The organism is Streptosporangium sp. CA-115845 (genome assembly GCF_050943795.1).
Lineage (GTDB): Bacteria > Actinomycetota > Actinomycetes > Streptosporangiales > Streptosporangiaceae > Streptosporangium.
Window position 1 is genome coordinate 125,304 of the sequence record NZ_CP191988.1, and the last position, 23,247, is coordinate 148,550.

The 23,247-nt window shown below is 64.8% G+C and carries 33 protein-coding genes and 2 tRNA genes; 15 read left to right on the forward strand and 20 right to left on the reverse strand.

Going from position 1 to position 23,247, the window contains the following annotated elements; genetic code table 11:
* Positions 1–18: 18 nt before the first annotated feature.
* From ACQP0P_RS02365 to ACQP0P_RS02375, 3 genes are all read left to right on the forward strand, one after another.
* Positions 19–107, forward strand: a tRNA-Ser gene (locus ACQP0P_RS02365).
* 193 nt (positions 108–300) lie between these two features.
* Positions 301–780, forward strand: a complete 480-nt coding sequence (locus tag ACQP0P_RS02370; RefSeq protein WP_433370271.1) for a hypothetical protein — start codon at positions 301–303, stop codon at positions 778–780.
* 97 nt (positions 781–877) lie between these two features.
* The gene (locus tag ACQP0P_RS02375) at positions 878–1,462 is read left to right on the forward strand and encodes an SMI1/KNR4 family protein (RefSeq protein ID WP_433370274.1); all 585 of its coding nucleotides are present in this window, start codon (positions 878–880) and stop codon (positions 1,460–1,462) included.
* A gap of 67 nt (positions 1,463–1,529) precedes the next feature.
* On the opposite strand, the gene ACQP0P_RS02380 is transcribed toward ACQP0P_RS02375, so the two are convergent.
* The 10 genes from ACQP0P_RS02380 to ACQP0P_RS02425 all read right to left on the reverse strand — a co-directional run bounded on the left by ACQP0P_RS02380 (position 1,530) and on the right by ACQP0P_RS02425 (position 8,098).
* Positions 1,530–1,898, reverse strand: coding sequence for a hypothetical protein (locus ACQP0P_RS02380; protein ID WP_433370277.1), 369 nt, complete (start codon positions 1,896–1,898; stop codon positions 1,530–1,532).
* 52 nt (positions 1,899–1,950) lie between these two features.
* Complete coding sequence (locus ACQP0P_RS02385) at positions 1,951–2,901, reverse strand: hypothetical protein (protein ID WP_433370280.1); 951 nt, start codon at positions 2,899–2,901, stop codon at positions 1,951–1,953.
* On the reverse strand, positions 2,898–3,092 hold the full coding sequence (locus tag ACQP0P_RS02390; RefSeq protein WP_362871544.1) for a helix-turn-helix transcriptional regulator: 195 nt from the start codon (positions 3,090–3,092) through the stop codon (positions 2,898–2,900). The genes ACQP0P_RS02385 and ACQP0P_RS02390 overlap by 4 nt, the downstream gene beginning before the upstream one ends.
* Positions 3,089–4,618 (reverse strand): replication initiator, encoded by a 1,530-nt coding sequence (locus ACQP0P_RS02395; protein ID WP_433381638.1) that lies wholly within the window; start codon positions 4,616–4,618, stop codon positions 3,089–3,091. The genes ACQP0P_RS02390 and ACQP0P_RS02395 overlap by 4 nt, the downstream gene beginning before the upstream one ends.
* A gap of 6 nt (positions 4,619–4,624) precedes the next feature.
* Positions 4,625–4,801 (reverse strand): hypothetical protein, encoded by a 177-nt coding sequence (locus ACQP0P_RS02400; protein WP_433370283.1) that lies wholly within the window; start codon positions 4,799–4,801, stop codon positions 4,625–4,627.
* Entirely contained in the window at positions 4,798–4,992 is a 195-nt protein-coding gene (locus ACQP0P_RS02405; RefSeq protein WP_433370286.1) for a hypothetical protein, read from the reverse strand. Before ACQP0P_RS02405 ends, ACQP0P_RS02400 begins: the two co-directional genes overlap by 4 nt.
* Positions 4,989–6,413, reverse strand: a complete 1,425-nt coding sequence (locus ACQP0P_RS02410) for an FtsK/SpoIIIE domain-containing protein (RefSeq protein WP_433370289.1) — start codon at positions 6,411–6,413, stop codon at positions 4,989–4,991. Before ACQP0P_RS02410 ends, ACQP0P_RS02405 begins: the two co-directional genes overlap by 4 nt.
* A gap of 82 nt (positions 6,414–6,495) precedes the next feature.
* Entirely contained in the window at positions 6,496–6,822 is a 327-nt protein-coding gene (locus tag ACQP0P_RS02415; protein WP_433370292.1) for a hypothetical protein, read from the reverse strand.
* A complete protein-coding gene (locus tag ACQP0P_RS02420) occupies positions 6,819–7,244 on the reverse strand; it encodes a plasmid replication, integration and excision activator (protein ID WP_433370295.1) in 426 nt (141 codons plus the stop codon). The genes ACQP0P_RS02415 and ACQP0P_RS02420 overlap by 4 nt, the downstream gene beginning before the upstream one ends.
* Before the next feature lie 122 nt (positions 7,245–7,366).
* Complete coding sequence (locus ACQP0P_RS02425; protein ID WP_433370298.1) at positions 7,367–8,098, reverse strand: GntR family transcriptional regulator; 732 nt, start codon at positions 8,096–8,098, stop codon at positions 7,367–7,369.
* Positions 8,099–9,290: 1,192 nt separating this feature from the next.
* Here ACQP0P_RS02425 and ACQP0P_RS02430 point away from each other — a divergent pair.
* The 7 genes from ACQP0P_RS02430 to ACQP0P_RS02460 all read left to right on the forward strand — a co-directional run bounded on the left by ACQP0P_RS02430 (position 9,291) and on the right by ACQP0P_RS02460 (position 13,371).
* Positions 9,291–9,764: a helix-turn-helix domain-containing protein gene (locus tag ACQP0P_RS02430; RefSeq protein ID WP_433381641.1), complete on the forward strand. Its 474-nt coding sequence runs from the start codon at positions 9,291–9,293 to the stop codon at positions 9,762–9,764.
* The gene (locus ACQP0P_RS02435; protein WP_433382541.1) at positions 9,652–10,515 is read left to right on the forward strand and encodes a hypothetical protein; all 864 of its coding nucleotides are present in this window, start codon (positions 9,652–9,654) and stop codon (positions 10,513–10,515) included. The genes ACQP0P_RS02430 and ACQP0P_RS02435 overlap by 113 nt, the downstream gene beginning before the upstream one ends.
* Positions 10,512–11,225 carry a creatininase family protein gene (locus ACQP0P_RS02440; protein WP_433370301.1) on the forward strand — a complete coding sequence of 238 codons (714 nt, stop codon included), beginning with the start codon at positions 10,512–10,514 and terminating at the stop codon, positions 11,223–11,225. Before ACQP0P_RS02435 ends, ACQP0P_RS02440 begins: the two co-directional genes overlap by 4 nt.
* 278 nt (positions 11,226–11,503) lie before the next feature.
* Positions 11,504–11,848, forward strand: coding sequence for an SCO4225 family membrane protein (locus ACQP0P_RS02445; RefSeq protein WP_433370304.1), 345 nt, complete (start codon positions 11,504–11,506; stop codon positions 11,846–11,848).
* Between the two features lie 489 nt (positions 11,849–12,337).
* Positions 12,338–12,658, forward strand: a complete 321-nt coding sequence (locus tag ACQP0P_RS02450; RefSeq protein WP_433370307.1) for a hypothetical protein — start codon at positions 12,338–12,340, stop codon at positions 12,656–12,658.
* A gap of 268 nt (positions 12,659–12,926) precedes the next feature.
* Positions 12,927–13,202, forward strand: a complete 276-nt coding sequence (locus tag ACQP0P_RS02455; protein ID WP_433370309.1) for an Imm32 family immunity protein — start codon at positions 12,927–12,929, stop codon at positions 13,200–13,202.
* 59 nt (positions 13,203–13,261) lie between these two features.
* Positions 13,262–13,371: transfer RNA gene (locus tag ACQP0P_RS02460), tRNA-Ser, on the forward strand.
* A gap of 215 nt (positions 13,372–13,586) precedes the next feature.
* Here ACQP0P_RS02460 and ACQP0P_RS02465 read toward each other — a convergent pair.
* From ACQP0P_RS02465 to ACQP0P_RS02475, 3 genes are all read right to left on the reverse strand, one after another.
* The gene (locus ACQP0P_RS02465; RefSeq protein ID WP_433370312.1) at positions 13,587–13,955 is read right to left on the reverse strand and encodes a hypothetical protein; all 369 of its coding nucleotides are present in this window, start codon (positions 13,953–13,955) and stop codon (positions 13,587–13,589) included.
* 52 nt (positions 13,956–14,007) lie between these two features.
* The gene (locus ACQP0P_RS02470; protein WP_433370315.1) at positions 14,008–14,427 is read right to left on the reverse strand and encodes a hypothetical protein; all 420 of its coding nucleotides are present in this window, start codon (positions 14,425–14,427) and stop codon (positions 14,008–14,010) included.
* A 90-nt stretch (positions 14,428–14,517) separates the two neighbouring features.
* On the reverse strand, positions 14,518–15,279 hold the full coding sequence (locus tag ACQP0P_RS02475) for a neutral zinc metallopeptidase (protein ID WP_433381644.1): 762 nt from the start codon (positions 15,277–15,279) through the stop codon (positions 14,518–14,520).
* A gap of 225 nt (positions 15,280–15,504) precedes the next feature.
* Here ACQP0P_RS02475 and ACQP0P_RS02480 point away from each other — a divergent pair, with 225 nt between their 5' ends.
* Both ACQP0P_RS02480 and ACQP0P_RS02485 read left to right on the forward strand, forming a co-directional pair.
* Entirely contained in the window at positions 15,505–15,816 is a 312-nt protein-coding gene (locus ACQP0P_RS02480) for a hypothetical protein (RefSeq protein ID WP_433370318.1), read from the forward strand.
* Positions 15,817–15,919: 103 nt separating this feature from the next.
* Positions 15,920–16,366, forward strand: a complete 447-nt coding sequence (locus ACQP0P_RS02485) for a cytidine deaminase (protein ID WP_433370321.1) — start codon at positions 15,920–15,922, stop codon at positions 16,364–16,366.
* A gap of 348 nt (positions 16,367–16,714) precedes the next feature.
* On the opposite strand, the gene ACQP0P_RS02490 is transcribed toward ACQP0P_RS02485, so the two are convergent.
* Positions 16,715–17,173, reverse strand: coding sequence for a DUF1801 domain-containing protein (locus tag ACQP0P_RS02490; protein WP_433370324.1), 459 nt, complete (start codon positions 17,171–17,173; stop codon positions 16,715–16,717).
* A 334-nt stretch (positions 17,174–17,507) separates the two neighbouring features.
* Between ACQP0P_RS02490 and ACQP0P_RS02495 the strand changes: the two genes are divergently transcribed.
* A complete protein-coding gene (locus tag ACQP0P_RS02495) occupies positions 17,508–17,834 on the forward strand; it encodes a hypothetical protein (protein ID WP_433370327.1) in 327 nt (108 codons plus the stop codon).
* A complete protein-coding gene (locus tag ACQP0P_RS02500) occupies positions 17,831–18,223 on the forward strand; it encodes a hypothetical protein (protein WP_433370330.1) in 393 nt (130 codons plus the stop codon). Before ACQP0P_RS02495 ends, ACQP0P_RS02500 begins: the two co-directional genes overlap by 4 nt.
* 143 nt (positions 18,224–18,366) lie before the next feature.
* Here the strand turns inward: ACQP0P_RS02500 and ACQP0P_RS02505 are convergent, their stop codons facing one another.
* Together ACQP0P_RS02505 and ACQP0P_RS02510 are read right to left on the reverse strand one after the other, a co-directional pair.
* Positions 18,367–19,053 (reverse strand): phosphatase PAP2 family protein, encoded by a 687-nt coding sequence (locus ACQP0P_RS02505; protein WP_433370333.1) that lies wholly within the window; start codon positions 19,051–19,053, stop codon positions 18,367–18,369.
* A 123-nt stretch (positions 19,054–19,176) separates the two neighbouring features.
* Entirely contained in the window at positions 19,177–19,593 is a 417-nt protein-coding gene (locus ACQP0P_RS02510; RefSeq protein ID WP_433370336.1) for a transposase, read from the reverse strand.
* 220 nt (positions 19,594–19,813) lie between these two features.
* On the opposite strand from ACQP0P_RS02510, the gene ACQP0P_RS02515 reads away from it, so the two are divergent.
* Positions 19,814–20,101, forward strand: a complete 288-nt coding sequence (locus ACQP0P_RS02515) for a hypothetical protein (RefSeq protein ID WP_433370339.1) — start codon at positions 19,814–19,816, stop codon at positions 20,099–20,101.
* 324 nt (positions 20,102–20,425) lie between these two features.
* Here ACQP0P_RS02515 and ACQP0P_RS02520 read toward each other — a convergent pair whose 3' ends face one another.
* The 4 genes from ACQP0P_RS02520 to ACQP0P_RS02535 all read right to left on the reverse strand — a co-directional run bounded on the left by ACQP0P_RS02520 (position 20,426) and on the right by ACQP0P_RS02535 (position 23,149).
* Positions 20,426–21,025 carry a hypothetical protein gene (locus tag ACQP0P_RS02520; RefSeq protein ID WP_433370342.1) on the reverse strand — a complete coding sequence of 200 codons (600 nt, stop codon included), beginning with the start codon at positions 21,023–21,025 and terminating at the stop codon, positions 20,426–20,428.
* A 272-nt stretch (positions 21,026–21,297) separates the two neighbouring features.
* Positions 21,298–22,335, reverse strand: a complete 1,038-nt coding sequence (locus ACQP0P_RS02525; protein ID WP_433370345.1) for a leucine-rich repeat domain-containing protein — start codon at positions 22,333–22,335, stop codon at positions 21,298–21,300.
* A gap of 272 nt (positions 22,336–22,607) precedes the next feature.
* On the reverse strand, positions 22,608–22,928 hold the full coding sequence (locus ACQP0P_RS02530; protein WP_433370348.1) for a hypothetical protein: 321 nt from the start codon (positions 22,926–22,928) through the stop codon (positions 22,608–22,610).
* Complete coding sequence (locus tag ACQP0P_RS02535) at positions 22,925–23,149, reverse strand: hypothetical protein (protein WP_433370351.1); 225 nt, start codon at positions 23,147–23,149, stop codon at positions 22,925–22,927. Before ACQP0P_RS02535 ends, ACQP0P_RS02530 begins: the two co-directional genes overlap by 4 nt.
* Positions 23,150–23,247: the final 98 nt, after the last annotated feature.

Sequence of the window (23,247 nt, forward strand, 5' to 3'; positions counted from 1 at the left end):
TCTTGGGACGTGTCACCAGGAGAGCTCGCCTAGTGGACGATGGCGGCGGTCTTGAAAACCGCTAGGCCGGGTGACCGGTCTCGTGGGTTCGAATCCCACGCTCTCCGCTGAGCACCGAAAACGGCGTCTGACCAGGGACTTCCCTTGGGGCAGGCGCCGTTGATCGTTTTCGGGGTATGCAGCCATATGCCGCCGTGAGCGGCTCTCGGCCGGTGTTCGCGGGATATATGCGGGATGGATCTTGAGACGTTCTCCCAGGCCGCGCCCGAGAACCCTGCCCCGAGAAGCGGGAGGGGAGCCATGGATCATATGGACTGGGACCGGATACCCGGACCTACCTGGTACCTCCCAGAGGCCGCCCGAGCGGCGATGGAGGCGCTGACCCGGTCTGTAGACGCTCGGCAGGCCGCCCGCGCGCTGGCCGATCTCCGGTACGCGGTCACAAACGACCATGCCGGAACCCTCTACCCGGCCGCCGTTCCCGCGGCGAGCGTGCTTCTGGAGGCGATCGGGGAACAGCCGGGACCACCCCGCCAGGAGGCGTTGAACGCGCTGCTGGACTGGTGGGGATGCTTCTGTCCCGAGCCGGGGTTCGGGACCTACGAGGATCCGTTGGCCGGGTCTGTCGGCCTCATCGAAGGAATCGTGAGGCGCGTCCGTGGTGCCACGGACATGCTCCGCCGTGTTGCCGATGATCCGTCCGGAGGCGGTGGGCATCGTCCCGGTGCGAAGCTGCTGCTGGCCAGGCTCGACGAGGGCTGGAGCGAGGCGGGCGGCTGATACAGGGAGACCAAGGGCAGAAGCAGAAACCGGTCAGGTGGGACGGTTGCGCCTTACATCGGCTGAACTGTCGGGTGTGACCGTTAGGGTCCCCGCCATGGCGATCTCCAATACCCCCCGTTACCCCTGGGGCGACCTTCTCCGCACCGTGAACGACGCGGCCCAGAAGTACTTCGCCGAGTACAGGGCTATTCCGCCGGAACAGCGAGCGGATCCGGACGACGGATTCGGCCGTGCCACCTGGCTCGGCGCGCCGGGTGCCGGGGAGGCCGAGATCGCGCGACACGAGGAACGCCTCGGCATGCGTCTGCCGCCAAGCTATCGGGAGTTCCTCCAGGTCACCAATGGCTGGGACGAGTACAGCCATGCATCTCTCCGCCTGATGTCCCTGGCCGAAGTCGGCTGGACCCGTGATGTCGACCCAGAACTCGCCCGGATCTGGGATCAGTTGGAGGACGATCACGACCCACAGGATCAGTGGTATCTCCATCAGGAGTCCATGTCCGGCAGCCTCTACATATCCGAGTACATCGAGGGGCAGGTGTACCTGCTCAACCCGCACGTCGTTGGACCTGACGGCGAGTGGGAGGCATGGGACTTCGCGACCTGGCATCCGGGCGAGGTCCGCTACAGGTCGTTCTGGGACCTCATGGAGCGCGAGTTCGGCAGGTACCTATCGTGACTTCGGCGCACCTTGATAGAGCAGAAGAGACCCCGGTGTTTCCGAGGCCCCTTCGCTGAACGGCGAGTCACGCGGCCAACGCGTCCTCGATCCTGCGGTTGGCGATCTCCGCGCCTCCGTCAATGCACTTGGCGTAGACCTTGAGCAGCACGTCCACGCCGTGCCCCGCCCGCTCGGCCACGTCGGGAGCCGCCACCCCGGCGTTGAGCCAGAGCGAGACGGCCGCGTGCCGCAGGTCGTACGGCCGCGCCGCCAGAGGTGAGGCGACCTGTTCGGGAGTCAATGCCAGGTTCCGGGCCGCTCTCCACACCTCGCAGTAGGTCCCGATGGAGATCACGCCGCCGCGCGAGGTTCGGAACAGCTGGCCGTCCTCGTGGATGGCGAACTCCTCGATGTGCTCGCGCAGGATGGCCACCAGCTCGGGCGGGACCGGCACGGGACGGCCCTCATCTTCGGCCCGGTGCTTCAGGCCCCGATCGTCGTGAGCCTCACCGCTGTTGGTCCACTTCTTGTTCGTCTGCGGCTTGGACTTGGCCAGGATGAGTCGCCCCCCAGCCCGTTGCGGGAAGGTGGCAGTCCTGCTTGCTGAGTCCGAGCGCCTCAGCCGGACGGAGACCGGCGAAGTACAGGCAGGCGAAGAAGCCCCGCAGGTGCCGGCCACGGTCGAGACGGCTCACATAGGTCACCGCGGTGAGCAGTTCCCGAGCTTGGGCCGGGTTGACCACCACGCGCCGGTCCACGACCTCCCGGACCTTTGGAGGTTTCCACGCCTTCACCTTGTCGATCGGGTTGGAGGGCAGTTCCTCCAGGTCCACCGCGTACTGAAGGGCGTTGTAGAAGACCGACCGCTTACGGGCGATCGTGGTTGCCGCCGATGCTCCACCGTCGAGATTGAGCGTCAGCGCGTCGAGCCCGAGGCGTACGTTGCGGACCTTGGACAGGTCAGCCACGGAGAGGGAATGACGCTCAAGCCACGCGAGAGCCGATCGGATGGTTTCAGGGCGTTCCGACTGCCGAGAGACCGGAGGAAGGGCGTACTGCCGCAGAGCCTCCCGGAGAATGAGCGGCTCAGGCTTGCCCGATGCGCTCTCGTTGACGAGGGCAGGGGTGACGGTCGCCAGAGCGTCAGTGAGACTGTCTCTCGTCTTGGCTGCCGCGTGTGGCCACTTCATGTCCACGTACGCCATGACGAAAGCGAACCAGGTGACCGCGTTCTTCACCTTGGCCATGGATGTGGGCAAGCCGGTTTCCATGTCGAAGGCTTCACCCCGCCTGGCCGCCTGGCGGAGGTCCGACAGGAAGCTCTCGGCGAGAGCCTTCGTTCGCAGAGTCTTGGACTTTTGACGACCACCGACCTTCCAGCGAATCTCATACGACACGGTTTTACTGGATTGATTCCGTCGAACTTCCCAAAACTTCACGTCGTACGAGATATTCATGCCGCCTCCCGAAGGGTCTCAAGCCAGGCGGTGAACTCGCTGCGGTAAATGCGGATCTCGCCGTTCGGGAGCTTGAGGCCCTGCGGAGCGTGACCGATCTCTCGCCAGCGGTAGAAGGTGCGCCGGGACACCCCGCCGAGTTCGTCGAGGACTTCCGGAACAGTCATGAGCTGGTCGCGGTTCTTGCTCACGCTGCCTCCCGAATCTCGATTACCGAAAGATCTTCGATCGGTCGTCCGTCTGCTCTGGCTTGGAGTTCGATCAGGCGTGCGCGGGTGCGCTGGCGGTTGGCGACCTCACGCAGCAGTCGTTTGGCCAGCGGGGTGCGGTTGGGGTCTTTGGAGGAGACCGGCCGCCAGACGTAGCGGTGCGGGTCGGTGACGGTGTCGTCGGGCAGGCCGAGCATGTCGAGGACCCAGGCCCGCCGGTCCTGCTTGTGTTCGCGAAGGGTCTTGTTGGACCACTTACGGGAGACCAGGACGCGGCGTCCGGCGTAGCCGAGGTGTTCGGCCTTGTGGGCTTTTCCTTTGCACCGGCCCGGCAGCATGCCCGCCTTGGCTCCCTTGGGCTGGATTCCGTAGCGCAGCCAGTTCGGGCACGTCGGTGAGCACGGTTCGTAGCGCAGTGCCTCGACCATCCGCACGGCGTGGTCACGACGGGCATCGTTGTCCGAGTCGTTGGGGTCGAGGGGGTCGCCGAGGTTCTTGGTCAGGTACTTGGTGAGGTAGCCGATGCGCTTGTGAGCGTCCGGTGATCCGGCGACGATGCCCTGAACATCGACCTGGGGGCCGAAGCGGACTACGTGCAGTGGTTCGGCCGCCTCGTCGGCGTCGAGTTGGTCGAGGGCTTCGTCCCAGGTGGGCAGCAGTTCCCCGGTTTCGGGGTCGAGGTAGTCGCCTGCTTGGCCGTCCGGGTAGGTGGCGCCGTCGCTCAGGTCGGCCCGTGGCGCCCAGGTGGGCAGGTGGTCGCCGTCGAACTTCACCTCGTCGACCGATGGCCACCACACTTGGTGGTAGGTCGCGGCGGCGATGGCCTTGATCTCCGCGCGGGGCATGGTGCCGCGGATTGCCATGTGCAGATGCGGAGCGAACCGCTTCTGTGGTTCGACGGTGGCGAAGTACTGCACGTCGTAGCCGGCCACTCGGCGCAGGTTCTGCACGAACCGGTCGACCAGCTTGGAGAAGTGCAGCGCGTCGCGAGCCGCGCGAGCGTAGTCGTAGGTGCTCGGATCGACCGGCACGCCCAGGCCGGAGCGGATCTTGCCGTAGGAGGGCAGGGTGAGGGTGACGAACAGCGACGGCCGATGCACCCTGCCATCGGGGGCAATGAACGTGCGTCCGAGGGTGGTGTCCTGCTTGGCCCGTTTGGGCAGGTCCGGTGCATCCTGACGTCGCCTCGTCGAGCGCGAGCGTTTCGGGGTCGCTCGACCGCCTAGGACGTTGCCGCGCATCCCGGCGGCGTTGATCTCCGCGTCAATGCCCGCGATGGCCTCATCCCAGTCGGCGACTTCTTCCCCGTCGTGTTCAGCCTCGTCCCGTTTGGCCTGTACATCGGCCCGGAACTCGATCAGCCATCGCTGGTCTTCGGTGGAGGGGTGGGGTTCGGCGATGGGTTCGTGGTCCAGGTGCCAGCCTTCCCGGCACTGGGCTTTGCGCAGCTGCTGGTTGCGTTGCGCACACGGCGGGCACTTGGCTTCCTGGGTGGTGCCGCAGGGGATGTTGAACTACTCGATCGTGCCGGTGTGGGTGTCCAAGCGCCGCATTTCGAGGGGGCGGATGCAGACCCCGTTGAGCTTGGCGACCTCGATTGCCACGTCCAGGGCGAGGGGCAGGGTGTCACGGGCGAGGCGGGGCAAGGTGCGGTCGGAGCCGTCCGGCGAGGGGGTGGGGGTGTCGGTCATTTGTCCTCCTCTGGGGCGAGCACGTCGGCGGTGAACCGGTAGGAGGCGCTGTAGGGGTCGCGGCGCAGCCGGAGGTTGACCAGGTCGGACAGCACCAGCTCGAACCGCGCCGGGGAGTCGGACAGGTTGCCGAGGAGGCGGAAGGGGATCGCGTCGATCTCGGCGAGGGTGCCCTGAATGATGATCTTCACTGGGTTGCCTCCCCGGCGAACTCGGCGACCATGGCGCGGATGTCAGAGTCGGAGACGTAGCCGGCACGGGCGCGGATCGGATCGGGTGAGGTCTCCAGGCGGATGTAGCCGATGCCGGCGCCTTGCTCGGGAACCGGGGAGATGTGATCGGCCAGCGCGCCCCGATCACGGGCACCGTCGCCGAGGACCATGTCCACCTGCTCGGACTCGTCCAGCCGGAGTGCGATCTTGTCGGGGAACAGGTTGCGGACGTTCATGACCTCCTTGCGCGGGTCCTGGAGGGCCGCCATCACGCCGAACCCGACCGCACGGCCTTGGGTGGTGAGCGTCGCCAGCGCGGCGGAGATGCGCAGTTTCAGGCTCTTGTCGGATTGGTAGGCGGTCAGGAACGCCACCTCGTCGACCACGACCAGGACGAACGGGTCATCGAGGGTGGGGGTGTGGTTGCGCTGGAGTCCGGCGAACCGGTCGGCCCGCTCCTGCATGATCTGCACAGCAGCTTCCAGGAGATCGGCGCAGGCCGCCGGGGTTGCGGCGTAGCGGGTGCCGAACAGGTCGCGGCCGTAGGACAGTTCCATCCGCTTGGGGTCCAGTGCCCAGACCTGGACCAGGCCCGCCCGCACCGCAGGCAGCAACCCTCGGACGGTGGACCAGATGATCGAGCCCTTGCCCGCCCCGGTGGCACCGGCTACCAGGACATGGGTGCCGTGGACTTTGAGCCGCCACGGGGTGCCGTCCTCGCACCGGCCGATCTCGACCGGCCCGACCGAGGCGACCTCGGGGATGGGCAGTGCGGGTAAGGGGGTGGCCAGCGGGTCACGCCGGGGGAAGGCCAGAAGCAGCCGGCCTGACCGGGCGATGGTCACCCGGCAGGAGGTGGCGCCGAATCCGTGGGCCAGGTGCTCGATACGGTCGGTCCAGTCCTTGACCGCTTGGCCGGTGAGCATCTTCACCGTGACCAGGTCGGCCCACGAGGTACAGGTGACCTTGACCAGGCGGGGCAGGTAGTCACGACCGCGCAGGTTCCGGCCGAGCCCAGAGACGATCATCACTGGTTGCCAGTGCCGCCGGTAGATCCACACCAGCCGCCACCAGGCCAGCAGTCGCCAGCCCATCCACCGGTTGAACGAGGCCCGATCGAAGAACGGCCACGGAGCGAGCAGCGAGACGGGAACGGCGACGACGACCAGGGCGAGTCGCCAGCCGTACAGAACGCCAAGTACGGAGGGCACGGCGAGCAGGGCCAGGGCGATCGGGTGACGCCAGATGAGCCGGACGATTCCAGCCAGCAGCCGCCACAGGAAGATGGCGATGGTGAAGATGGCCGGGGTATGGACCACGGCCGGGCGGAACACGACGGCGGTGTCGGGGGTGGTGGAGACGAGGTGCTGTGCCTCGTCGCCGGGCAGTTTTCTGAACATTAGGCTTGAGACCTCTCTTGATTCGCGTCTGGGGAGAACCGAGGGGCCGCCGGAATGCCAGTTCCAGCGGCCCCGCTTCGTGTCAGGCCGCCTTGCCCTGCTCGGAGGTGTCGACCTGGTGGAGGCTGGTGGACTGTTCGGTGTGCAGGCGCTCGCAGTCGGCCAGGTAGCGCGCGGCTGCTTCGGCGATCTGTCGGGCGAGGGTCACGTCCCGTTCGGTGACCGGTCCGCCGCCGGTGGTGGAGATGATCACCTGTGCCTCGCGGGAGGACAGGGTCAGGAACGGCTGCCCGCCCTCGGCGCCCAGCACCGTGACCGACAGGTACGGAGTGCGAAACGAGGTGTCGAGCCGGGTGCCGTCTTCGTCGAGAGTCACCACGGCGCGGGTGTAGGGAAGGTGCTCGCTCACGCCGCCACGTCCTTACCGGCCGCAGCCTTGGCCGGAGCCGCAGCGGAGCGGGGAGCCCGCATCGTGGTTGCCCGGATGGACCAGGCCAGGCGGCCGGTGTTCTGGGCGACGTAGGCGGTGGCGGTCATGCCGTCGAACTCCACCGGCACGAACGGCAGACCCGGCAGCGCAGCCGGAACGATCGGCTGAACCGGGGACAAGATCTTGACCGAGACCGTCTTCTGACCGGCCTTGACGGTGGGGTCTGCGTCCATGACCGCGACCTGCCACACCAGCTCTCCGGTGTTCTTGTCCTTGGCATAGACGGTGCGTCCCTTGGACGAGGCGTCGAAGTCCTTGACCTGCTCGACCTCGCCGACGATGAAGCAGCCGTGCGGGAAGACCTGCTCGAAACGGACGGGGATGGGGCCTTGGAGGGCCATAAAGCAACAACTCCTCTTCTTGGTTAGCCAGTCTGCTTGACTGACCAAGTTACTCCTTCATTAAGCACGAAGCCCGCTTGGTTAGTCAAGTGCACCAAGCGGGCTTCATGGGGAAAGTTGGATTACCGGATCGGGTAGGCGTCTTCCAGCTCGTGAAGATCACCGGGGAGTACGGTCTCCACCACCACCCACGGCTTACCTGTCGCATCGCAGGCGACCGCATACACGGCCAGTAGCGCGGCCGAGTTCTTCACGCCCAGTAGCTTGCGTTCCTCAGCTGTGGGGTTGCGCGCGGTGATGTGCTCGATGATGTGATCCAGGGAGACGCCGGCCGCACTCTCCACATAGCGCCGAATGCCCTGCCGTAGATCGGCCGACTCCGCCAGGGCCGTACCTTCGGCGACAGTGGCCGGAACCCAGGTGGCGGAGATCTCGGTAGGTTCGCCGTCGCGCTCCACCAGGATCTTGCGCAACACGACCGCGGATTTCTGCTCCAGGCCAAGGTAGGCGGCGATGCGGTTGGGAGCCTCCACCGGTCCGGCCGCCAGCAGCCTGCTCGCGGCCTGAGTCTCTGTCCGGTCGAGGAGCTCGCGGCCCGTACGCGCCTTCTGGCCTTTGGGAATCGCCGGGCGACCGCGCACGAACCGGCCCTTGCCCTGCTGGGTGACGATCCACCCCTGGTCGCGAAGTACGCCGAGAGCCTTGACCACCGTGGGACGCGCCATGCCGAACTCCGCCATGAGCGTGTGTTCGCTGGGCAGCAGCGAACCCGCCGGATACTCGCCGGAGTCGATGCGCCGCTCAAGCTCGGTGATCAACTGCGCGTACTTGGGAGGCGTGTACTCAAACGACATTGAAGCCTCACATTCAACATGCTTGCCTAGCCAAGCAGGCTATCAGCGCATGTCGAGGATGCGAAGCCCTTCGACCGACAGGAAGCCCTCACCCCAAGACGCGACGACACGACCAACCGAGGCTCACCGTGCCGCCGCGTCCGCCTATCGGGCTTCACCGGAGAGCAACGCCCTCCATACATCGCTGGCCTGCCGGATCGGCCATCGATAGGTCTCGTGAACCTCCGGACTGCCGTCCAGTTGGAGCGTGCGGCGGATGAACCCCTGTCCTCCGGCCTGGCACAGCTCATACAACGTGGCCCGGCACCGGCAGGTCCAAGTGATCACCCGCAGACGCATGGTTCCTCTGTCAGGGCTCAGCCAGACCAACTGCGTGTGATTACGCTGCGGCATCCCCACATGCGGACTCAGGCAGCCCGTCAGCTCGATCACTGCGGAGCACAACCAGTCGGGCCGGGAACCGGGGCAGGCCCCCGTTCGCGAAGCTCGACGCAACGATCGGCCACCCGGCACGCGGCCGTCACCGGATCATTCGCGGGGCAGAAGGCGTAGCGCCGACGTCGAGCCCGCCCTTCCTCCTGTCCGGCCCACCAGCGAAACACCCGGCCGTCGGTCCACACGACCAGCCCGAACCAGACCGACACCAGCGCCAGCCCGTACCCGTCGTGAACATCCGAGGCGATGTTCAACGCGGCCAACTCAGCTCGCAGACACCGCGCCGCCCGCACCGGCGTGATCGCTCTCTGTCGGCTGATGGCCGGAATCTCATTCCCGCTCATCAGGCCGCCATCTCGCCAGAGCCCAGGCAGTCGAAGCACTCGATGCGGACCGGCTTTACCACCTGGCCGTCAATGCGGCACTCGACATCGGCGCGACTCTGGCGGATCCACCGCCAGCCACGGCCGCAGCAGGTCCCGCACCCCCGATCCGTCGACTCATCCTCGGCAACCATGGATCAAGGTTCGTCATCAGGGGCTGGCCAACCCATCCCTGGCCGGAATCCTTGCCCCGAATAGTCGATATCCCTTGACGGGATAACTCGCAGCGGCAAGCGTTGGATATTCGGAAGCCGAGGCAGTAAGGGGAGATACCACGTATGCCAGCAGATGCGACTAAACCAGTCGTTATCCTGCCGGAACTGTGGCAGCGCCCCGAAATGCTAACGGCCCTCCAAAAACGCAATATCGGCCAGATGTTTCAACTAATCCGCCAGTACGCAGGGGTCAGCCAAACCCGCATCGGCACCGCCGTGAACCTCAGCCAGGGCAAGATCAGCGAGATCATGAGGGGAACGGTCAAAGTCACCTCGTTCGAGGTGTTCGAGCGTGTCGCCGACGGCCTGGACATGCCCGATCCCGCCAGGCTGACGCTCGGCCTGGCACCGCGACGACTTCCCGCCATCAGTCCGCATCCCCAGCGCACACCACCATCTGATGAAGCGGTGCCGTCATCAGGTACGGGTCTGTTGACCCCGTACTTGGCCAGTTTGACCGGGCCCCGTCATCTCCGGACTTCGGCACGTCCTTACCGGCCACATCCAGGCCGAGGCCATCATGGGACCGCTCCTGTTGATCAACGCCGTTCAGGACCAGGTGCCCGTGATCGGGCAGGTTTGTCGGGTGACCCGGGGAGCCGATCGCGCCGAAGCCTTGAGTTTTGCCAGTGAGCTACTGGAATTCTGCGGATGGCTGCACCAGGACCTGGGTGATTTCACCCGCGCCTCCACGTGGACCAACAAGGCCCTGGATTACGCGATGGAGTTGGGCGACCAGCGCGTCATCTCCTACATCCTCATGCGCAAAAGCATCATCGCCACCGAGGCCGGCGACTACGGCCACGGCCTTGGTCTGGCGAACACCGCCCTGGCCAACGCCGATGCCCTCACTCCCCGGCTCAGAGCGGTCATCCTCAGAACACGGGCAACAGCACACGCCCACCTCGGAGAGGCAGCCGACTCCGCTCGTGATTCAGAGACGGCCCTCGTCGAGGCCACCGCAGGGATGACCCAGAGCGAGAGCGACCGCGCCCCGTACTGCACTCCCGCCTACATCGCCATGGAGACCGGCGCGACCCGCGTACTACTGGGCGAGGCCACCGCGGCCATCTCGATATTCGAAGCCAGCAGATCCCAATGGCCCGAATCCAGCCAGACGCGCGACCATGTGCTGTTCCTGACCCGCATGGCCACCGCCTACGCCATAGCGGGCGAGCGCGAACAAGCCTGCGCGGTAACCGAAGATGCTCTGGCCCGCATGCAGGCCCTTCGGTCCAGCCGGGTCGCCGGCCAGCTCACAGTGCTACGCGCTCACCTGGCCCGATGGTCGGCAGATCCGTACATGGCAGACTTGCTCACCAGGGTCGACACCCTCTCGGAGTCCTTCTCCCTGCCAGCATCCCAGCCACAAGGAGACCGGTGACCCCCTTGCTGCCCACCGCGACCACCACCGAGGAGCGACAGCGCAACGCCCAGGTCGCGATCCTGCCCGTCGGCAGCTTCGAACAGCACGGCGACTACCTCCCCCTCAGCACCGACACCATCGTCGCGACCCTGATAGCCCGCCAGATCGCCGACGCCTACCCCGTCCTGTTGCTCCCGCCGGTGACGATCTCCTGCTCCCATGAGCACAGTGCCTGGCCGGGAACCGTCAGCATCTCCGCGCGGACCCTGCACGCGATCATCACCGACGTCTACGACTCCGTCACTCGCTCCGGCCTCGCGGCCTTGGTCGTCGTCAACGGCCACGGCGGCAACTACGTCCTGAGCAACGTCGTCCAGGAGGCCAACGCCGAAGGCCGCCACATGGCGCTGTTCCCCTCCCGCGAGGACTGGACCGAAGCCCGAGCCGCCGCCCAGCTCACCAGCTCCATGCACGAGGACATGCACGCCGGAGAACTGGAGACCTCCCTCCTACTCCACGCCTGCCCCGAGGTGATCCGCCCCGGCTACCAGACCGCCGACTGGACCGCAGACGACCGCCGCCACCTCCTGACCAAGGGCATGCAGGCTTACACGGACAGCGGAGTCATCGGCCGCCCATCTCTAGCCACTGCCGAAAAAGGCAAAGCCCTACTCGACAGCCTTACCAGCAGCTTCGCTGACGTGCTGGATCTCTTCACGAAGCCCTGAGCAACGGCACACCAACCGATCACGACCTAAGTCACTGCCGAATTGTTCTCATGAGGTATCAAGGCGACGGCGCGCCGCGCCGCCGCACGGCCCGCCGCCCGCCCGCCGCCCGGGCGTGCGGCGTGGACGCCGGTCCCGAACGGCGGCGGGAACACGGGCCGCCCGCCGCACACAGCACCCGCCGCACCAACCCTCACCCGCCGACCAGGGATGCGCCGCCGCTCATTTGAGTACCGATACTCAAGTCGGCGCAGGTGAGATCATGCAAGCTCGGGATCATGCGATTATTCCGAGCTGTCGGCCGCTATGTCACCCGATACGACCGGGGCACCTTCGCCTTGGCCATCGCCGGCCCCTACGCGCTGATTGTCATCGCCGCGACGATCTACGTCGAAATCAGCACCCGCCAACCAGGCAGTCAAGGCTTAGAGGCGCTGGTGCTGTTCGCGGCCACCTCGCCGATCTCGCAGCTCCTCATGTACCTGCCACTCGACTCACTCAACGAGGTGATCTTCTATTGGCTGTACCCCGCCGGCGGGCTGTTCCAAGCATGGCTCCTCTGGCTGATCGCACGCGGGCGTAGGAAAAGCATGCCTCCGGCGGGGGCCTCGGCTCCGGGATGATCGACGCTGCACCACAAGGACCGTAGGCGGTTGAGGTGGAAGCCGGATCTTCCCGCCTGCCACGTCCCAGGCAAGCCCAACATCTCGACTCCTCCGGATCAAGGCCGTCTGTGACCGTTGGCGTCCCATGGCCGAGGAACGTCTACCGGCTGACGTACACGCGAAGACGACCTTGATCCTCCGTCCCCGAGCTGTTGCCCCTTCGGGGTGGGACGAGGCAGACGGGAAGATCCGGCGGGAGGGGTGCGTGCGTCCGCACGAGGTTCTCAGGCCGTGCCCGTTGCGTGCCCGTCAGCAGAGGGAGCAAGGGGAACTCACGGGGAATCACGGGCACTCGAAGCGCTCCCCCGCAGGTCATCGTCTCCCCAGCTCAGCGACCAGATGCGTTAGAGACTTCCCAAGCTGATATACAAGCGCTGCACCGTCCACGCCTGCCCCAACAGTGGTAGATCTTGACGCTGCACCATGGCAATGCCAGCATCCAGCACTATGACCGCCGACTCTTCCAATCCGGACCGGCACAGTTACAGACCCTTCGCCGCCATCCTCCTTCTCTTGAGCGCGATCCTCATGGTCATGCCGGTACGCCGCGTTGTGATTGAGGTGAACGAGTACGGCCTACGGCAGTTGCTTTTTCCGGCGCTGATCCTGGTCGGTCTTCCTGCGCTCGGGTCGCTCATCGGAGCCTTCCTGAGATTCCGAGGGCTGGGTGGTAGATTCTTCGGAATCGCATTGGGAATCTTCATCGCCAGCGTGGGTCTGATGGCGCTTCTCGCTTACTGGTTCTACTACTCGGTCACCCACATCTGAGCCAGCTCAACTCAGTGAGGCGCTTCGGGTTCTCTGATGTTGAGGGGGCACCAGCCTCCAGGAACCTCGGAGCGCTTCAGTACAGCCAAGGAGATGAACGACGGCGGAACTTGGCGGACGTCCATGGACACTGTGACTGCAGGTCAGAGCCTCTGATCTTGATCGAATCGACTTCTTTTAATCCGCGAGTTTCGGGGATATGCGACCGGGCGGTTGAGGAGTTCCCGCCCTGCTGATCGCTGGTGAAGCCATGGTCCACAATTGCATCGTGAGCGAGTATCCGACCAAGACTCTGATCATCGACGTCCCTTCCTATCGGCCCGATGGCGGGCTGGCCCGTCCATGGCCGACGGACTATTCCGTGCACGTCTCGGTTGCGCATGGGGAGGTCATGATCAGAGCTGATAAGGCCGGACTACGAGCTCTCGCGGTACACCTCTTGGCCCTATCAGAGCCGGACGTGCCGACGTACTATCACGCGCATCTCGACCCGGGAGAGATCGACGATGAGTCCATGCCTCTCATCCTCGACCACAACGATTGAAGGATGGGCATCTCTGGCTCGCGGGATATGCACGGGATGATCTTCTGCGTTCGAAGTCAGGAGAAAGCTCCCGACCTGGTCAGAGTCACGCTTCCTCTCAGAACGTGGCGCTCTTGAAAACCGCTAGGCCGGGTGACCGGTCTCGTGGGTTCGAATCCCACGCTCTCCGCCGAGCATCACAAACGGCGCCTGACCAGGCGATTCGCCTTGGTGAGGCGCCGTTGATCGTTTCCGGGGTGTGCAGCCGTGAGCGGCTCTGAGCCGCCACATGTCGCTGGTCGTGGGATATCTGTGGGATGGAACCGGCCACGTTTGCCCAGCTTAGCCAGACAAAAAAGAGAGGGCCTCGGGATGACCGAGACCCTCTCACCGTAACCGGTGGACTCACGCCGCCAGCGCATCCTCGATCCTCTGGTTGGCGATCTCCGCGCCCCCGTCGATGCATTTGGCGTAGACCTTGAGCAGTACGTCCACTCCGTGCCCTGCCCGCTCTGCCACGTCGGGAGCCGCCACCCCGGCATTGAGCCACAGGGACACCACCGCGTGCCGCAGGTCGTACGGCCGGGCCGCCAGGGGTGAGACCTGCTGTTCGGGAGTCAGGGCGAAGGCTCGTGCCGCCTTCCACACCTCGCAGTAGGTGCCGATGGAGATCACGCCGCCGCGCGAGGTTCGGAACAGCCGGCCGTCCTGGTGGATGCCGAACTCCTCGATGTGCTCGCGCAGGATGGCCACCAGCTCAGGCGGGACCGGCACGGGACGGCCCTCGTCCTCTGCCCGGTGCTTCAGGCCCCGATCGTCGTGAGCCTCACCGCTGTTGGTCCACTTCTTGTTCGTCTGCGGCTTGGACTTGGCCAGGATGAGTCGCCCCCCAGCCCGTCGAGGGAAGGTGGCAGTCCTGCTTGCGGAGTCCGAGCGCTTCGGCCGGGCGGAGACCGGCGAAGTAGAGGCACGCGAAGAAGCCGCGCAGGTGCCGGCCACGGTCGAGACGCGCGGTGAGCAGTTCCCGAGCTTGGGCCGGGTTGACCACCACGCGCCGGTCCACGACCTCCCGGACCTTCGGAGGTTTCCACGCCTTCACCTTGTCGATCGGGTTGGAGGGCAGTTCCTCCAGGTCCACCGCGTACTGAAGGGCGTTGTAGAAGACCGACCGTTTACGGGCGATCGTGGTGGCGGCGGCAGCCTCGCCGTCGAGCCGGAGCGTCAGTGCGTCCAGGCCGAGCCGCACGTTCCGGACCTCGGCCAGGTCGGAGATGGAAAGGGAGTGCCGTTCGAGCCAGGCCAGAGCCGTACGGATCTCCGGGTCGTCATCAGTCGGTTAGGCCACGCGCTTGACAGACGCCGCCCAGGTGTTGCACGCCCCCGGATCGCCCGTGTTGAACCCCTGGTTCATCCAGTAGGCAATGTTCGTCCTTGTCCCGTTGTGCTTGTCGGTCCAGTTCTTAATCTGTGAGAGCAGCAGCTTCCAATCGGCCGAGGAGCGGTCGAGGGAGTTCCAGACGCTCGCGAGGAAAGCGGCGCCGAAGCAGTTGCTCTGCAATTGATAGCGGCGGTTCTGCTCCTGGAGCTCCTTCTTGTTGCGGAAGTCGATGTCCTCGTACTCGCTGTAGATGTCGGTGAGCGTCTGGACGTGCTGGCCGTATTCCATGCTCACCAGGTTGAAGAGGTACAGATCGGAAGGGTCGTCGAGCAGGTCGTTGCTGAGCACGATAAAGATCGTCTCGGTCTGGTCGCAGTAGTACGCGTCCTGCTCAGACTGATCCCACTTGAGCGCGCAGAACTTGGCAGGTGGCTTGGTGACCAGCTTCAGCTTCGGGCGCCTGAATGCCTGACCCGACTTCTCGAACTGGGCTGCCCATGTGGTGTTGAGGCAGCCCACGACGACCTTCACGTAGGCCTCGGCGAGCTTCACATTGCGCCGCTTGATGGGCTTCTCCGGACACTCAGTGGTGTTGAGCGCTCCGCTGCTGTAGATCGCGTTGACGGTGAGGGTGTTGTTCTTGATGGGATACGCGTGGGCTGTTCCGTAGGGGAGCATGACGGCGACTATGCCGGAAAGAATGATCAGAGCCCGTTTCATGGTGATCAAGATTAGAAGGATGCAAAGCCGTAGGTAAAGGCCTATCGGTGACGGTCTCAGGGTGTCGGCAAAATCGTTGAGCCCCTGGTGATCACGTGAGTCCGAGGGTGACCAGGGGGCAGGGCCCCGGCAAAAGCTGACAGTGCAGGCCCCCCGCTACCCATCTCAATTTCAACAGACATCGATCTTGACACTGCGCCATGGCAATGCCAGTGTCCAGTCACTATGGCCACCGACCCCTCAGATCCGAATGAGCTAGGCTACAAACCTCTAGCTTTCATCGTCATTTTGTTGAGCGCGATCCTCATGGTCATGCTGGCTCACGCTATCGTGATCGGGCTGAGCGGGTACGATCCGCAGCCGTTGCTCGCGATACTTACTCTGGTCGGGATTCCTGCGCTTGGGGCACTCGTCGGGGCTTTCCTGAAATTTCAGGGTCCGGGCGGCAGATTCTTCGGGGTCACATTGGGGATCTTCGTCTCTATCAAAGTCTCGGTGGTACTGTCCTTCTATTTGATTTACCAATCTATCGACTAGGTTTGATCGCTTCCCGACAAGAATCTGGGTCATACTCTCCGGCCTCCGCACCCCTATCATCGTTCGATGAGCGTCTGGTCGTCCGATGTGTCAAGATGCTGTCATGCAGCTTGATCAAAAACTTGTCGACGCGGCTGTCGCGCAGATGGATCGGCGATGGCCTTCTGACGAGCAAGGTGGTGCGGCAGCCGTCTACCTGGATGATGGGCAAATCCTCACCAGCGTCGGCCTGGACAACCTCAACGGCGGCGTGTCTCTGTGTCATGAGACCGGCGCCATCTGCCAGGCCTACACGCTCGACAGGAAGGTCACCGCCTCCGTGTGCGTGTATCGGGACCCAGGACGTGAGCGCGTCCTCGTCCTTCCTCCGTGTGGCATCTGCCAGGAACGCTTGGCCTTGTGGGGGCCTGACGTCCAGGTCGGCGTGCCCGACGACTTCGCCGTGACGGGATGGAGCGTTCGCACTCTTCGTGACGTGAACCCGTTCTACTGGGGATCACAGTTCACTGATGATGGGGCCTGGCCGGGCCCTGAAGCCCACTTTTCCTGACAGGAAAACGAGCCACCTCAGCTAGAACGCGGTAGCGAACCCCCGCACAGCCGGTGGGTCACCGACGAGTGGGTCCCCAGCCCCCGTCACCCTCGGCGTGCTTTCGCCCTTCCACCCCGCACAACGCGATACTGACGAACAGGCCCAGCCCAGCTTGCCCTTGCCGCGCTTTTCACCACGTGCATGGCCTCAGCGTTCAGGTTCGACGCCCAGCTCGGCCGCGCCATCTGCCGTACTCCCCGCACTTCTCAAGCTGACAGCACGGGGTCGATCCCCGTCACCTGTTCTCAGAGCGAACGCCCAGGTCAGGGGCGCTTTTCCGACCCGAGCCTTGAACGTTTCCCGCCTCTACGCCCGAACCCATTGGTTCACTAAGGACACCACCGCTACCTGCTGGGACTGGACGGCTTCCAGATCTGGGAACGTGACGACACCTCGGTCAGGTGCGAGCCACGTCATGAGACCAGTGGGATCTTGAAAGGCGAACTCGGCGCTGTCGGCTCGGACCTTCGCCCCGCGGTGGAAGATGAGTTGCAGCCGATCACCCGGCCGGAGCCGGAAGGTCACCCGGTCCTCTCCGTCATAGCGGAAGCTCGGGGCGTTCCATTTCACATGCTCGGAAATATCTGTGTTTGACGCCAGAATCGCTGATCTCAGCTGTTCAACACCCGCCTTCAACGGGTGATCGAGGGCCGTCATGAAGCGGTCAACCTCGCCGGATTTGTTTTGCACCTGCCGCTCCTCCCGTACAACGCCAAAGAGCATAATGCCGCATGCGGCGACCGTTGACGGCAGCGCTGACAGCAACCAGGGACGATCCTGGCGCGTTCTGTCTTGGAGATATATACGGGATGATTAAGATTCGGGGAGATGCTTCCGTCCTGGTCAGAGGCCCTTCCACTGTTTCGAACGCAGTCTTCTCGAAACCGCTAGGCCGGGTGACCGGTCTCGTGGGCTCGAATCCCACGCTCTCCGCTGAGCATTACAAACGGCGTCTGACCAGGAACTTCGCCTCGGTGAGGCGCCGTTGATCGTTTCCGGGGTGTGCAGCCGTGAGCGACTCTCGGCCGGTGTCCGCGGGATATATGCGGGATGGATCTTGACGTGGAAGCCGAAGGTCACGCGACGTAGGCTCCCGTTCATGACCTCGCGCCGTGCCGATGTCCACACCTCGGTCTCAACGTGGCAGCAGCCCTGCCCCGCCCCCGCCTCACCTGAGCGCACCGCACTGGTCAAGCAGGTCGCCGACCGGATCCTGGCGCTCGGCGACGGACGGCTGCGGGTGGGCATCGACGGGCCGACCGCAGCGGGCAAGACGAGTTTCGGCCACGAACTCGCCGAGCAGATCAACCGAGCGGGACGCTCCGTGCTGCGGGCGAGTCTGGACGACTTCAAGAAGCCGTGGCGGGATCGTCATCTCTACGACCGGGAGTCGGGTGACGAAACGCCTTCGACTACACCGCCGTGACCACGCTATTGCTGCAGCCTTGCAGTTCGCATGGCTCAGGGCGGGCCGTGCTGTGCAGCATCGACCCGCTGACACAGGCGGACCACTCGTCGGTGGTGACGATCGCATCTTCGGACGCCGTCCTGGTCGTCGACGGCGTCTTCGCGTTCCGCCCGGAGATCAACGAGCATTGGGACTTCCGCATCCGGCTGGAAGCGCTCCCGGAGACCTCTCTGCGCCGCGGGGCCGAACGCGACCAGGATTGGGCCGGCTCTGAAGCGGAGGCCCTCCACCACGAGCGCTACCTGCCGGCCGAGCGTCTCTACGTCGCCGAGGTCGGCCCGCTGCGCTTGGCGGACGTGGTCATCGACAACACGGTCTTCAGCCGACCGCAGATCATGCAAGGCTGATCGCTTGTTGAGGTTGACCAGTCAGGCAAGGCACCGATGAGCGCATCGGCGGCCACGCCAGCCCGGAGAACGGCGAGATCCGCCTGATCGAGGTGAGCGAGCATCCGGGCAGTGCCGGTTCCTCCGAAGCTGTACGCAGGCGCTCAATCCCAAGCACGCCGGCGCTCGGCGAGGTGACCCCACGCTGATACGACAGCGATGGAGACGACCAGCAACACGGCGCTTCCGGCGATGTCGAGGACGTAGTGGTTTCCCGTGATGAGCACGACTGCCGTCATACCCAGCGGAAAGATCCACGACAGCAACGCCATTCGCGGATGGGCGGCCCGCAGCGCGCACCACACGGCATACGCGCACCACAATGACCATCCCACGTGCATGCTGGGCATCGCCGAATACAGGTTCTGGCCGTTCTCGATCTCTCGTGAGGCATGGCCGCCCAGGATGTCGTGTTCGGCAATGATGTCGACGACGCCCGGTAGGGCGAACCGTGGGGGCGACATGGGCAGCGCCCAGAAAACGGGCAGCACGAGAAAGGCCATCGCGACGAGGGTCCGGCGGACCTTGACGTAGACATCGGCGTGCCGGACGAAGACCCACACCAGCACACCGATGATCGCGAGGTAGTACAGGCGGTAGTAGTACACCGCCGGCTGGATGAGGGATGGATTCTCGGTCAGCCACTGGTTCGCCCTCAGTGCGATGTCCAGGTGGAGGGCCCGTTCTATGGACTGCAGGGTCAGAGCGTTGGCGGTGGCGGCTGCGACGTCCTTCCCGGCGGCGGCGTGAAGCCGTGAGAAGAGCAGGATCACGAGCAGCAGACCGGCCACTTCGACGAGGGGTGCGGGGCGCCCACCCGTCCTCCCGGCCGGTGCGGCTGACCGAGCCCATGCGACCAAGCGCGATAACCGGTCGGCGGCCACCTCAAGCAGGCTCACGCGGGTGACACTAACTCACTCCGTTTCGGCATGGATCATGTCAGCTGAAAGAGCCTCCGGCGGGGGCGCTACCCACTCGTCCGGATTGGGGTCGGGCGAATACGGCGGCAGGAAGAACGGCGACAGCCGACCCTCGGTCGCATCGACGAACTGCTTGACCTTCTTGGCCCGGTGCACGCGGGAGTTGTCGACGATCAGGAACATCGGGCGGTCGGCATCGGCGAGCAGGCGCCTGCAGAACCCGATTAAGGCATCGGCGTCCGACCCGTGGTCGAACAGCTGGAAGCGCAGCTCGCCGCGGGGACTGACTGCGGAGATCATCATGACCGGGCGGCGGACCCCGGTCGTGGCCACCACCGGGGTCCGCCCGACCGATGCCCAGGTGGTGCCCGTGTGGTAGTCGGTGAGTTCCGCCTCTGCACCGATGTCCAAGCGAGTTGCAAGCAGCCGTCGTCAGGCTGGATGTCACAGGGGCCGGTAGGCCTGTCGTGGGCCGTATGGTCCCCGATCCCGCGTCCGCGTGACAGGAATGGACATGACCGCATCGGAGCACGAGTCGTATGTGCCCAGAAGGCTTTCCGACCCTGCGGACGATCCACCACGCGAGGAGCCGCAAGGCTGCCGCCGGATCCCCGCGATAATCATCACAGCCGTGATCGTTGTCCTGGTCGCCCTGGTGGGGATCACCTTTTGGAAGAAGCCCGTGGCCAGTTCCGACAACCGGTCGACCACTCAGTGCGTGGACACGAGTTCACGTCAGGCTGACGGCACCCACCGGATCGTCGACCGCCGCAAGTGCGAGAGCGATGAGGCCCAACACGGCCAGTACCGCTGGCAGAGCCATGGCAAGACCTCCGACTCCGGCCGGGATCGCAGCGTGCTACGCCGAATCGGCGATTTCATCGGTTACCTGTTCGGTGGAGACGGTAGGCGCCGTTGAACCTCGTCGGTTCGTGACCGCCGCAGGAGGAGCAGCATCAAGGCGTGAACCGCTGGAAGAGGTTCGGCGGCGGGAAACGTGGCAGGCGCCGGGGCGTCCAAAGAGCAGGACGACGGTGTTCGGCGTGGCGGCGACGAAGTCCTCGTTCGGCCGCCCGGGGGCCGCTTCGGTGGCGAAGGTCACGCGCATCGGGTCAGGTCTCCTCGTGACGGCAGAGCGGACTGGCCAGTCCCGCTCTGACCGGTTCCCCGGCCGCCGGGTCCTATGCCACCTCGCGACCTGCCCCTGAGGTGCGAGGAGCCCGCCGGGCGATCGATCACGACGTCAGCGGGATGACATGTGGGGTGCCTCGTTTGTCGCACTTGAGGGCTCTGGGGCTGAGCTGTCCTTGACTCTTCCTGCCGATGGAGGTCCCGACCGTCCATGCCTGAACGCGATGACCAGGAGAACGGCGCCGAGAAGGTAGGCGAGGCCCAGCCAGACGGAGGAAGGCGGGGACCCCAGGCCCCGGGCGGGAGGGTCGTCACGTTCGCCGAAGATGACGGAGATCTCACCGGACGCGAAAAACCACTTGAAGAGGGCCGTACACAAAATGTTGACCGTCCCCAGGGTTGCGATTATTCCGGCTACCAGAAGACTGATCCGCCCCCTCCAGTGATTTCTCACCGCTGCCGCCAGAGCGACCATGATCGGCAAAATCGCGAACACCAATATAAAGGCGTCAACCATAAAAAGCAGCTTTATCAGCCATGTGATCTTGATGTCCAGGATCAGAGCAAGATGCGGTAGGCCTATTCCGCTTCGGTTGAACATGCTTTGCCCGCAGTAGCCGGCGGATTCGCTGACCCATCCGCAGTTGGAGGCGAACATGGTCGGCAGGAAGACGGTCACCACCGCCAGACACCACCAGATACGGGCTTTCATCTTGATGCCCTTTCGACTGCATAGATATTATGCGTAATGATCAGGGCAAGAGTATGGCACGAAACTCCACGGTTGCATATTGATGTTGCAAATCCAGGTGGTCGGACAGGTCGAGTGAGATCCGCTCAGAGCCGGTCCTGAACTGGGCTGAATGGATCTGGCTGAGTAGGCCAGGGTGTTTCCGGGGTCGGCGTCGATGGCTCTGAGCGGCGAGGGGCCGGCACACTGCGACGTTCCGGCCAGAGCACGCGGACGTGTGAGACCGCAGAGCCTCATCTGGTGTGGCTGGTACATCTTTCCTGCCATTCGGGCAGGTCTGTCAGCCGGTTGCCACGCAGGTCGAGCTCGGTCAGGCCGGTGAGGTTCCCTAACGACTCGGGCAAGGTGGCCAGCTCGTTGTTGGCCAGGTCGAGTTTCGCGAGGGCGATAAGACCCGCCAACGACTCGGGTAAAGCGGCCAGCCGGTTATCGCGCAGGTCGAGCCGGAGCAGGGCCGTAAGGTTTCCCAACGACTCGGGCAAGGCGGTCAGCCGGTTGCGGCGTAGGTCGAGTTCGGTCAGGCCGGTGAGGTTCCCCAGGGATTCGGGGAGGGTTGCCAGTTGGTTGTTGTACAGGTTAAGCCGAGGGAGATCGGTGAGGTTCCCCAGGGATTCGGGTAAGGCTGTCAGTTGGTTGTTGCGTAGGTCGAGTTTGGTCAGTGTGGTGAGGTTTCCCAGGGATTCGGGTAAGGCGGTCAGCCAGTTGTTGCGTAGGTCGAGTTTGGTCAGTGCGGTGAGTTTCCCCAGTGACTCGGGTAAGGCTGTCAGTTCGTTGTTGCGTAGGTCGAGTTGGGTGAGAGCGGTGAGGTTTCCCAGTGACTCGGGTAAGGCGGTCAGCCGGTTGTAGCGCAGGTCGAGTTTGGTCAGCGCGGAGAGGTTCCCCAGCCATTCAGGCAACGCCTCCGGGCCGCGAAAGGACAGATCGAGCGTGGTCAGCGTGGTGAGATTCTCCAGCGACTTGGGCAGGACGGGATTACCGCGCAGGCTGAGCATGGTGAGAGCGGGGAGATTCCCCAGCCACTCAGGAAACCTCTCCAGGCGGAGGTGTGACAGATTGAGCGTGGTCAGAGCGGTGAGGTTCCCCAATGACTCGGGCAGGACGCCCAGCGGGTTGTGACTCAGGTCGAGCTTGGTCAGGTGAGTGAAGTCGCCGAGCAGCTCGGGCAACGCCTCCAGGCCGAGATCGGACAGGTGGAGGCTGGTCGATCCGTTCCGTAGGCGCTTGCGGATCCGTGCGACGGCAATCGCCTGTCCTACCTCGGACCACATCATGATCTTCCTTTCACCATCGCTCGCTGCTGGGCTCGTCCTCCTGTGACGTCGTTCCCTCGGTGCCGCTTCCGTCAGGAGCACTGTTGACGAGGCTAAAGACCGAGACTGGAGACCAACTTGTAGATCAGTGGGGGCCTGGTGGTGGGTGATCGCGTTCCGGTTCACTCCCGGCGTGGATGTGCCGAGGCCAGGTGACGCATGCTCGTGCCCATGCCGTACGTCGGTGACGGCACGGCGGCCCGGACCGGGGAAGGGAGGGCCGCCGTGCCCGCTCAGAAGTGGCCGATGGTGGCCGAGCTGGAGGTGAGTGCCCAGCGGTGCAGGAGCGCGGTCGTCTCGGCCTCGCGCATCTGGGCTTTCAGTCCCTCGACGGTCCGGTCGCACAGCAGCAGTGGCTCGGGAGTGGGCCAGGTGGCGATGGCATGGAAGAGACGGCTCCCGGTGCCGTAGAGAACGGCCCAGCCGGGCCAGATGATCTGCAGCATGACGGCTTCGGAGCGGGCCTCGTGGTCCCACGTGTAGCGCGGGAGCGGGGCGGTGGCTTGGCCGTCGCGGTGGCGTCCGCGTGCGGCGGGTGGGCGGCGGCGGATCACGAGATCACCTGCCCGGCGGCCCGCTGCCGCGCCTGCTTGGCGATGGTCTCCTGCCGGTCGGTCTCGGTGCGCAGCGCGTCGAGGGTGTCGGCATCGACGGTGCGTTCGGCTCCGGCATGGAAGGCGAGGGCGCAGAAGGGCTTCTCCCGGCTGGCCCACAGTCGTCCGGCATCACTGAGGATGAGCCGCCAGCCGGGGATGGTGGATTTGGCATCGGTCATTGATTGGACCTCCATCCGATCAAGGGCCCGTCCGGACGTTGGTAGCGGAGGACGGGCCCGCTTCATGGGGCGGGCAAGGACATGGAGGGGGGCGCCGT

Coding starts and splice junctions, on each gene's coding strand:
- ACQP0P_RS02410 (WP_433370289.1), bottom strand. CDS start 6,413: ATGTTCAGAAAACTGCCCGGCGACGAGGCACAGCACCTCGTCTCCACC.
- ACQP0P_RS02445 (WP_433370304.1), top strand. CDS start 11,504: ATGCGATTATTCCGAGCTGTCGGCCGCTATGTCACCCGATACGACCGG.
- ACQP0P_RS02400 (WP_433370283.1), bottom strand. CDS start 4,801: ATGACCGACACCCCCACCCCCTCGCCGGACGGCTCCGACCGCACCTTG.
- ACQP0P_RS02495 (WP_433370327.1), top strand. CDS start 17,508: ATGACCTCGCGCCGTGCCGATGTCCACACCTCGGTCTCAACGTGGCAG.
- ACQP0P_RS02435 (WP_433382541.1), top strand. CDS start 9,652: ATGGGACCGCTCCTGTTGATCAACGCCGTTCAGGACCAGGTGCCCGTG.
- ACQP0P_RS02535 (WP_433370351.1), bottom strand. CDS start 23,149: ATGACCGATGCCAAATCCACCATCCCCGGCTGGCGGCTCATCCTCAGT.
- ACQP0P_RS02375 (WP_433370274.1), top strand. CDS start 878: ATGGCGATCTCCAATACCCCCCGTTACCCCTGGGGCGACCTTCTCCGC.
- ACQP0P_RS02450 (WP_433370307.1), top strand. CDS start 12,338: ATGACCGCCGACTCTTCCAATCCGGACCGGCACAGTTACAGACCCTTC.
- ACQP0P_RS02480 (WP_433370318.1), top strand. CDS start 15,505: ATGGCCACCGACCCCTCAGATCCGAATGAGCTAGGCTACAAACCTCTA.
- ACQP0P_RS02525 (WP_433370345.1), bottom strand. CDS start 22,335: ATGATGTGGTCCGAGGTAGGACAGGCGATTGCCGTCGCACGGATCCGC.
- ACQP0P_RS02385 (WP_433370280.1), bottom strand. CDS start 2,901: ATGAATATCTCGTACGACGTGAAGTTTTGGGAAGTTCGACGGAATCAA.
- ACQP0P_RS02425 (WP_433370298.1), bottom strand. CDS start 8,098: ATGTCGTTTGAGTACACGCCTCCCAAGTACGCGCAGTTGATCACCGAG.
- ACQP0P_RS02485 (WP_433370321.1), top strand. CDS start 15,920: ATGCAGCTTGATCAAAAACTTGTCGACGCGGCTGTCGCGCAGATGGAT.
- ACQP0P_RS02370 (WP_433370271.1), top strand. CDS start 301: ATGGATCATATGGACTGGGACCGGATACCCGGACCTACCTGGTACCTC.
- ACQP0P_RS02475 (WP_433381644.1), bottom strand. CDS start 15,279: ATGAAACGGGCTCTGATCATTCTTTCCGGCATAGTCGCCGTCATGCTC.
- ACQP0P_RS02420 (WP_433370295.1), bottom strand. CDS start 7,244: ATGGCCCTCCAAGGCCCCATCCCCGTCCGTTTCGAGCAGGTCTTCCCG.
- ACQP0P_RS02430 (WP_433381641.1), top strand. CDS start 9,291: ATGTTTCAACTAATCCGCCAGTACGCAGGGGTCAGCCAAACCCGCATC.
- ACQP0P_RS02520 (WP_433370342.1), bottom strand. CDS start 21,025: ATGAAAGCCCGTATCTGGTGGTGTCTGGCGGTGGTGACCGTCTTCCTG.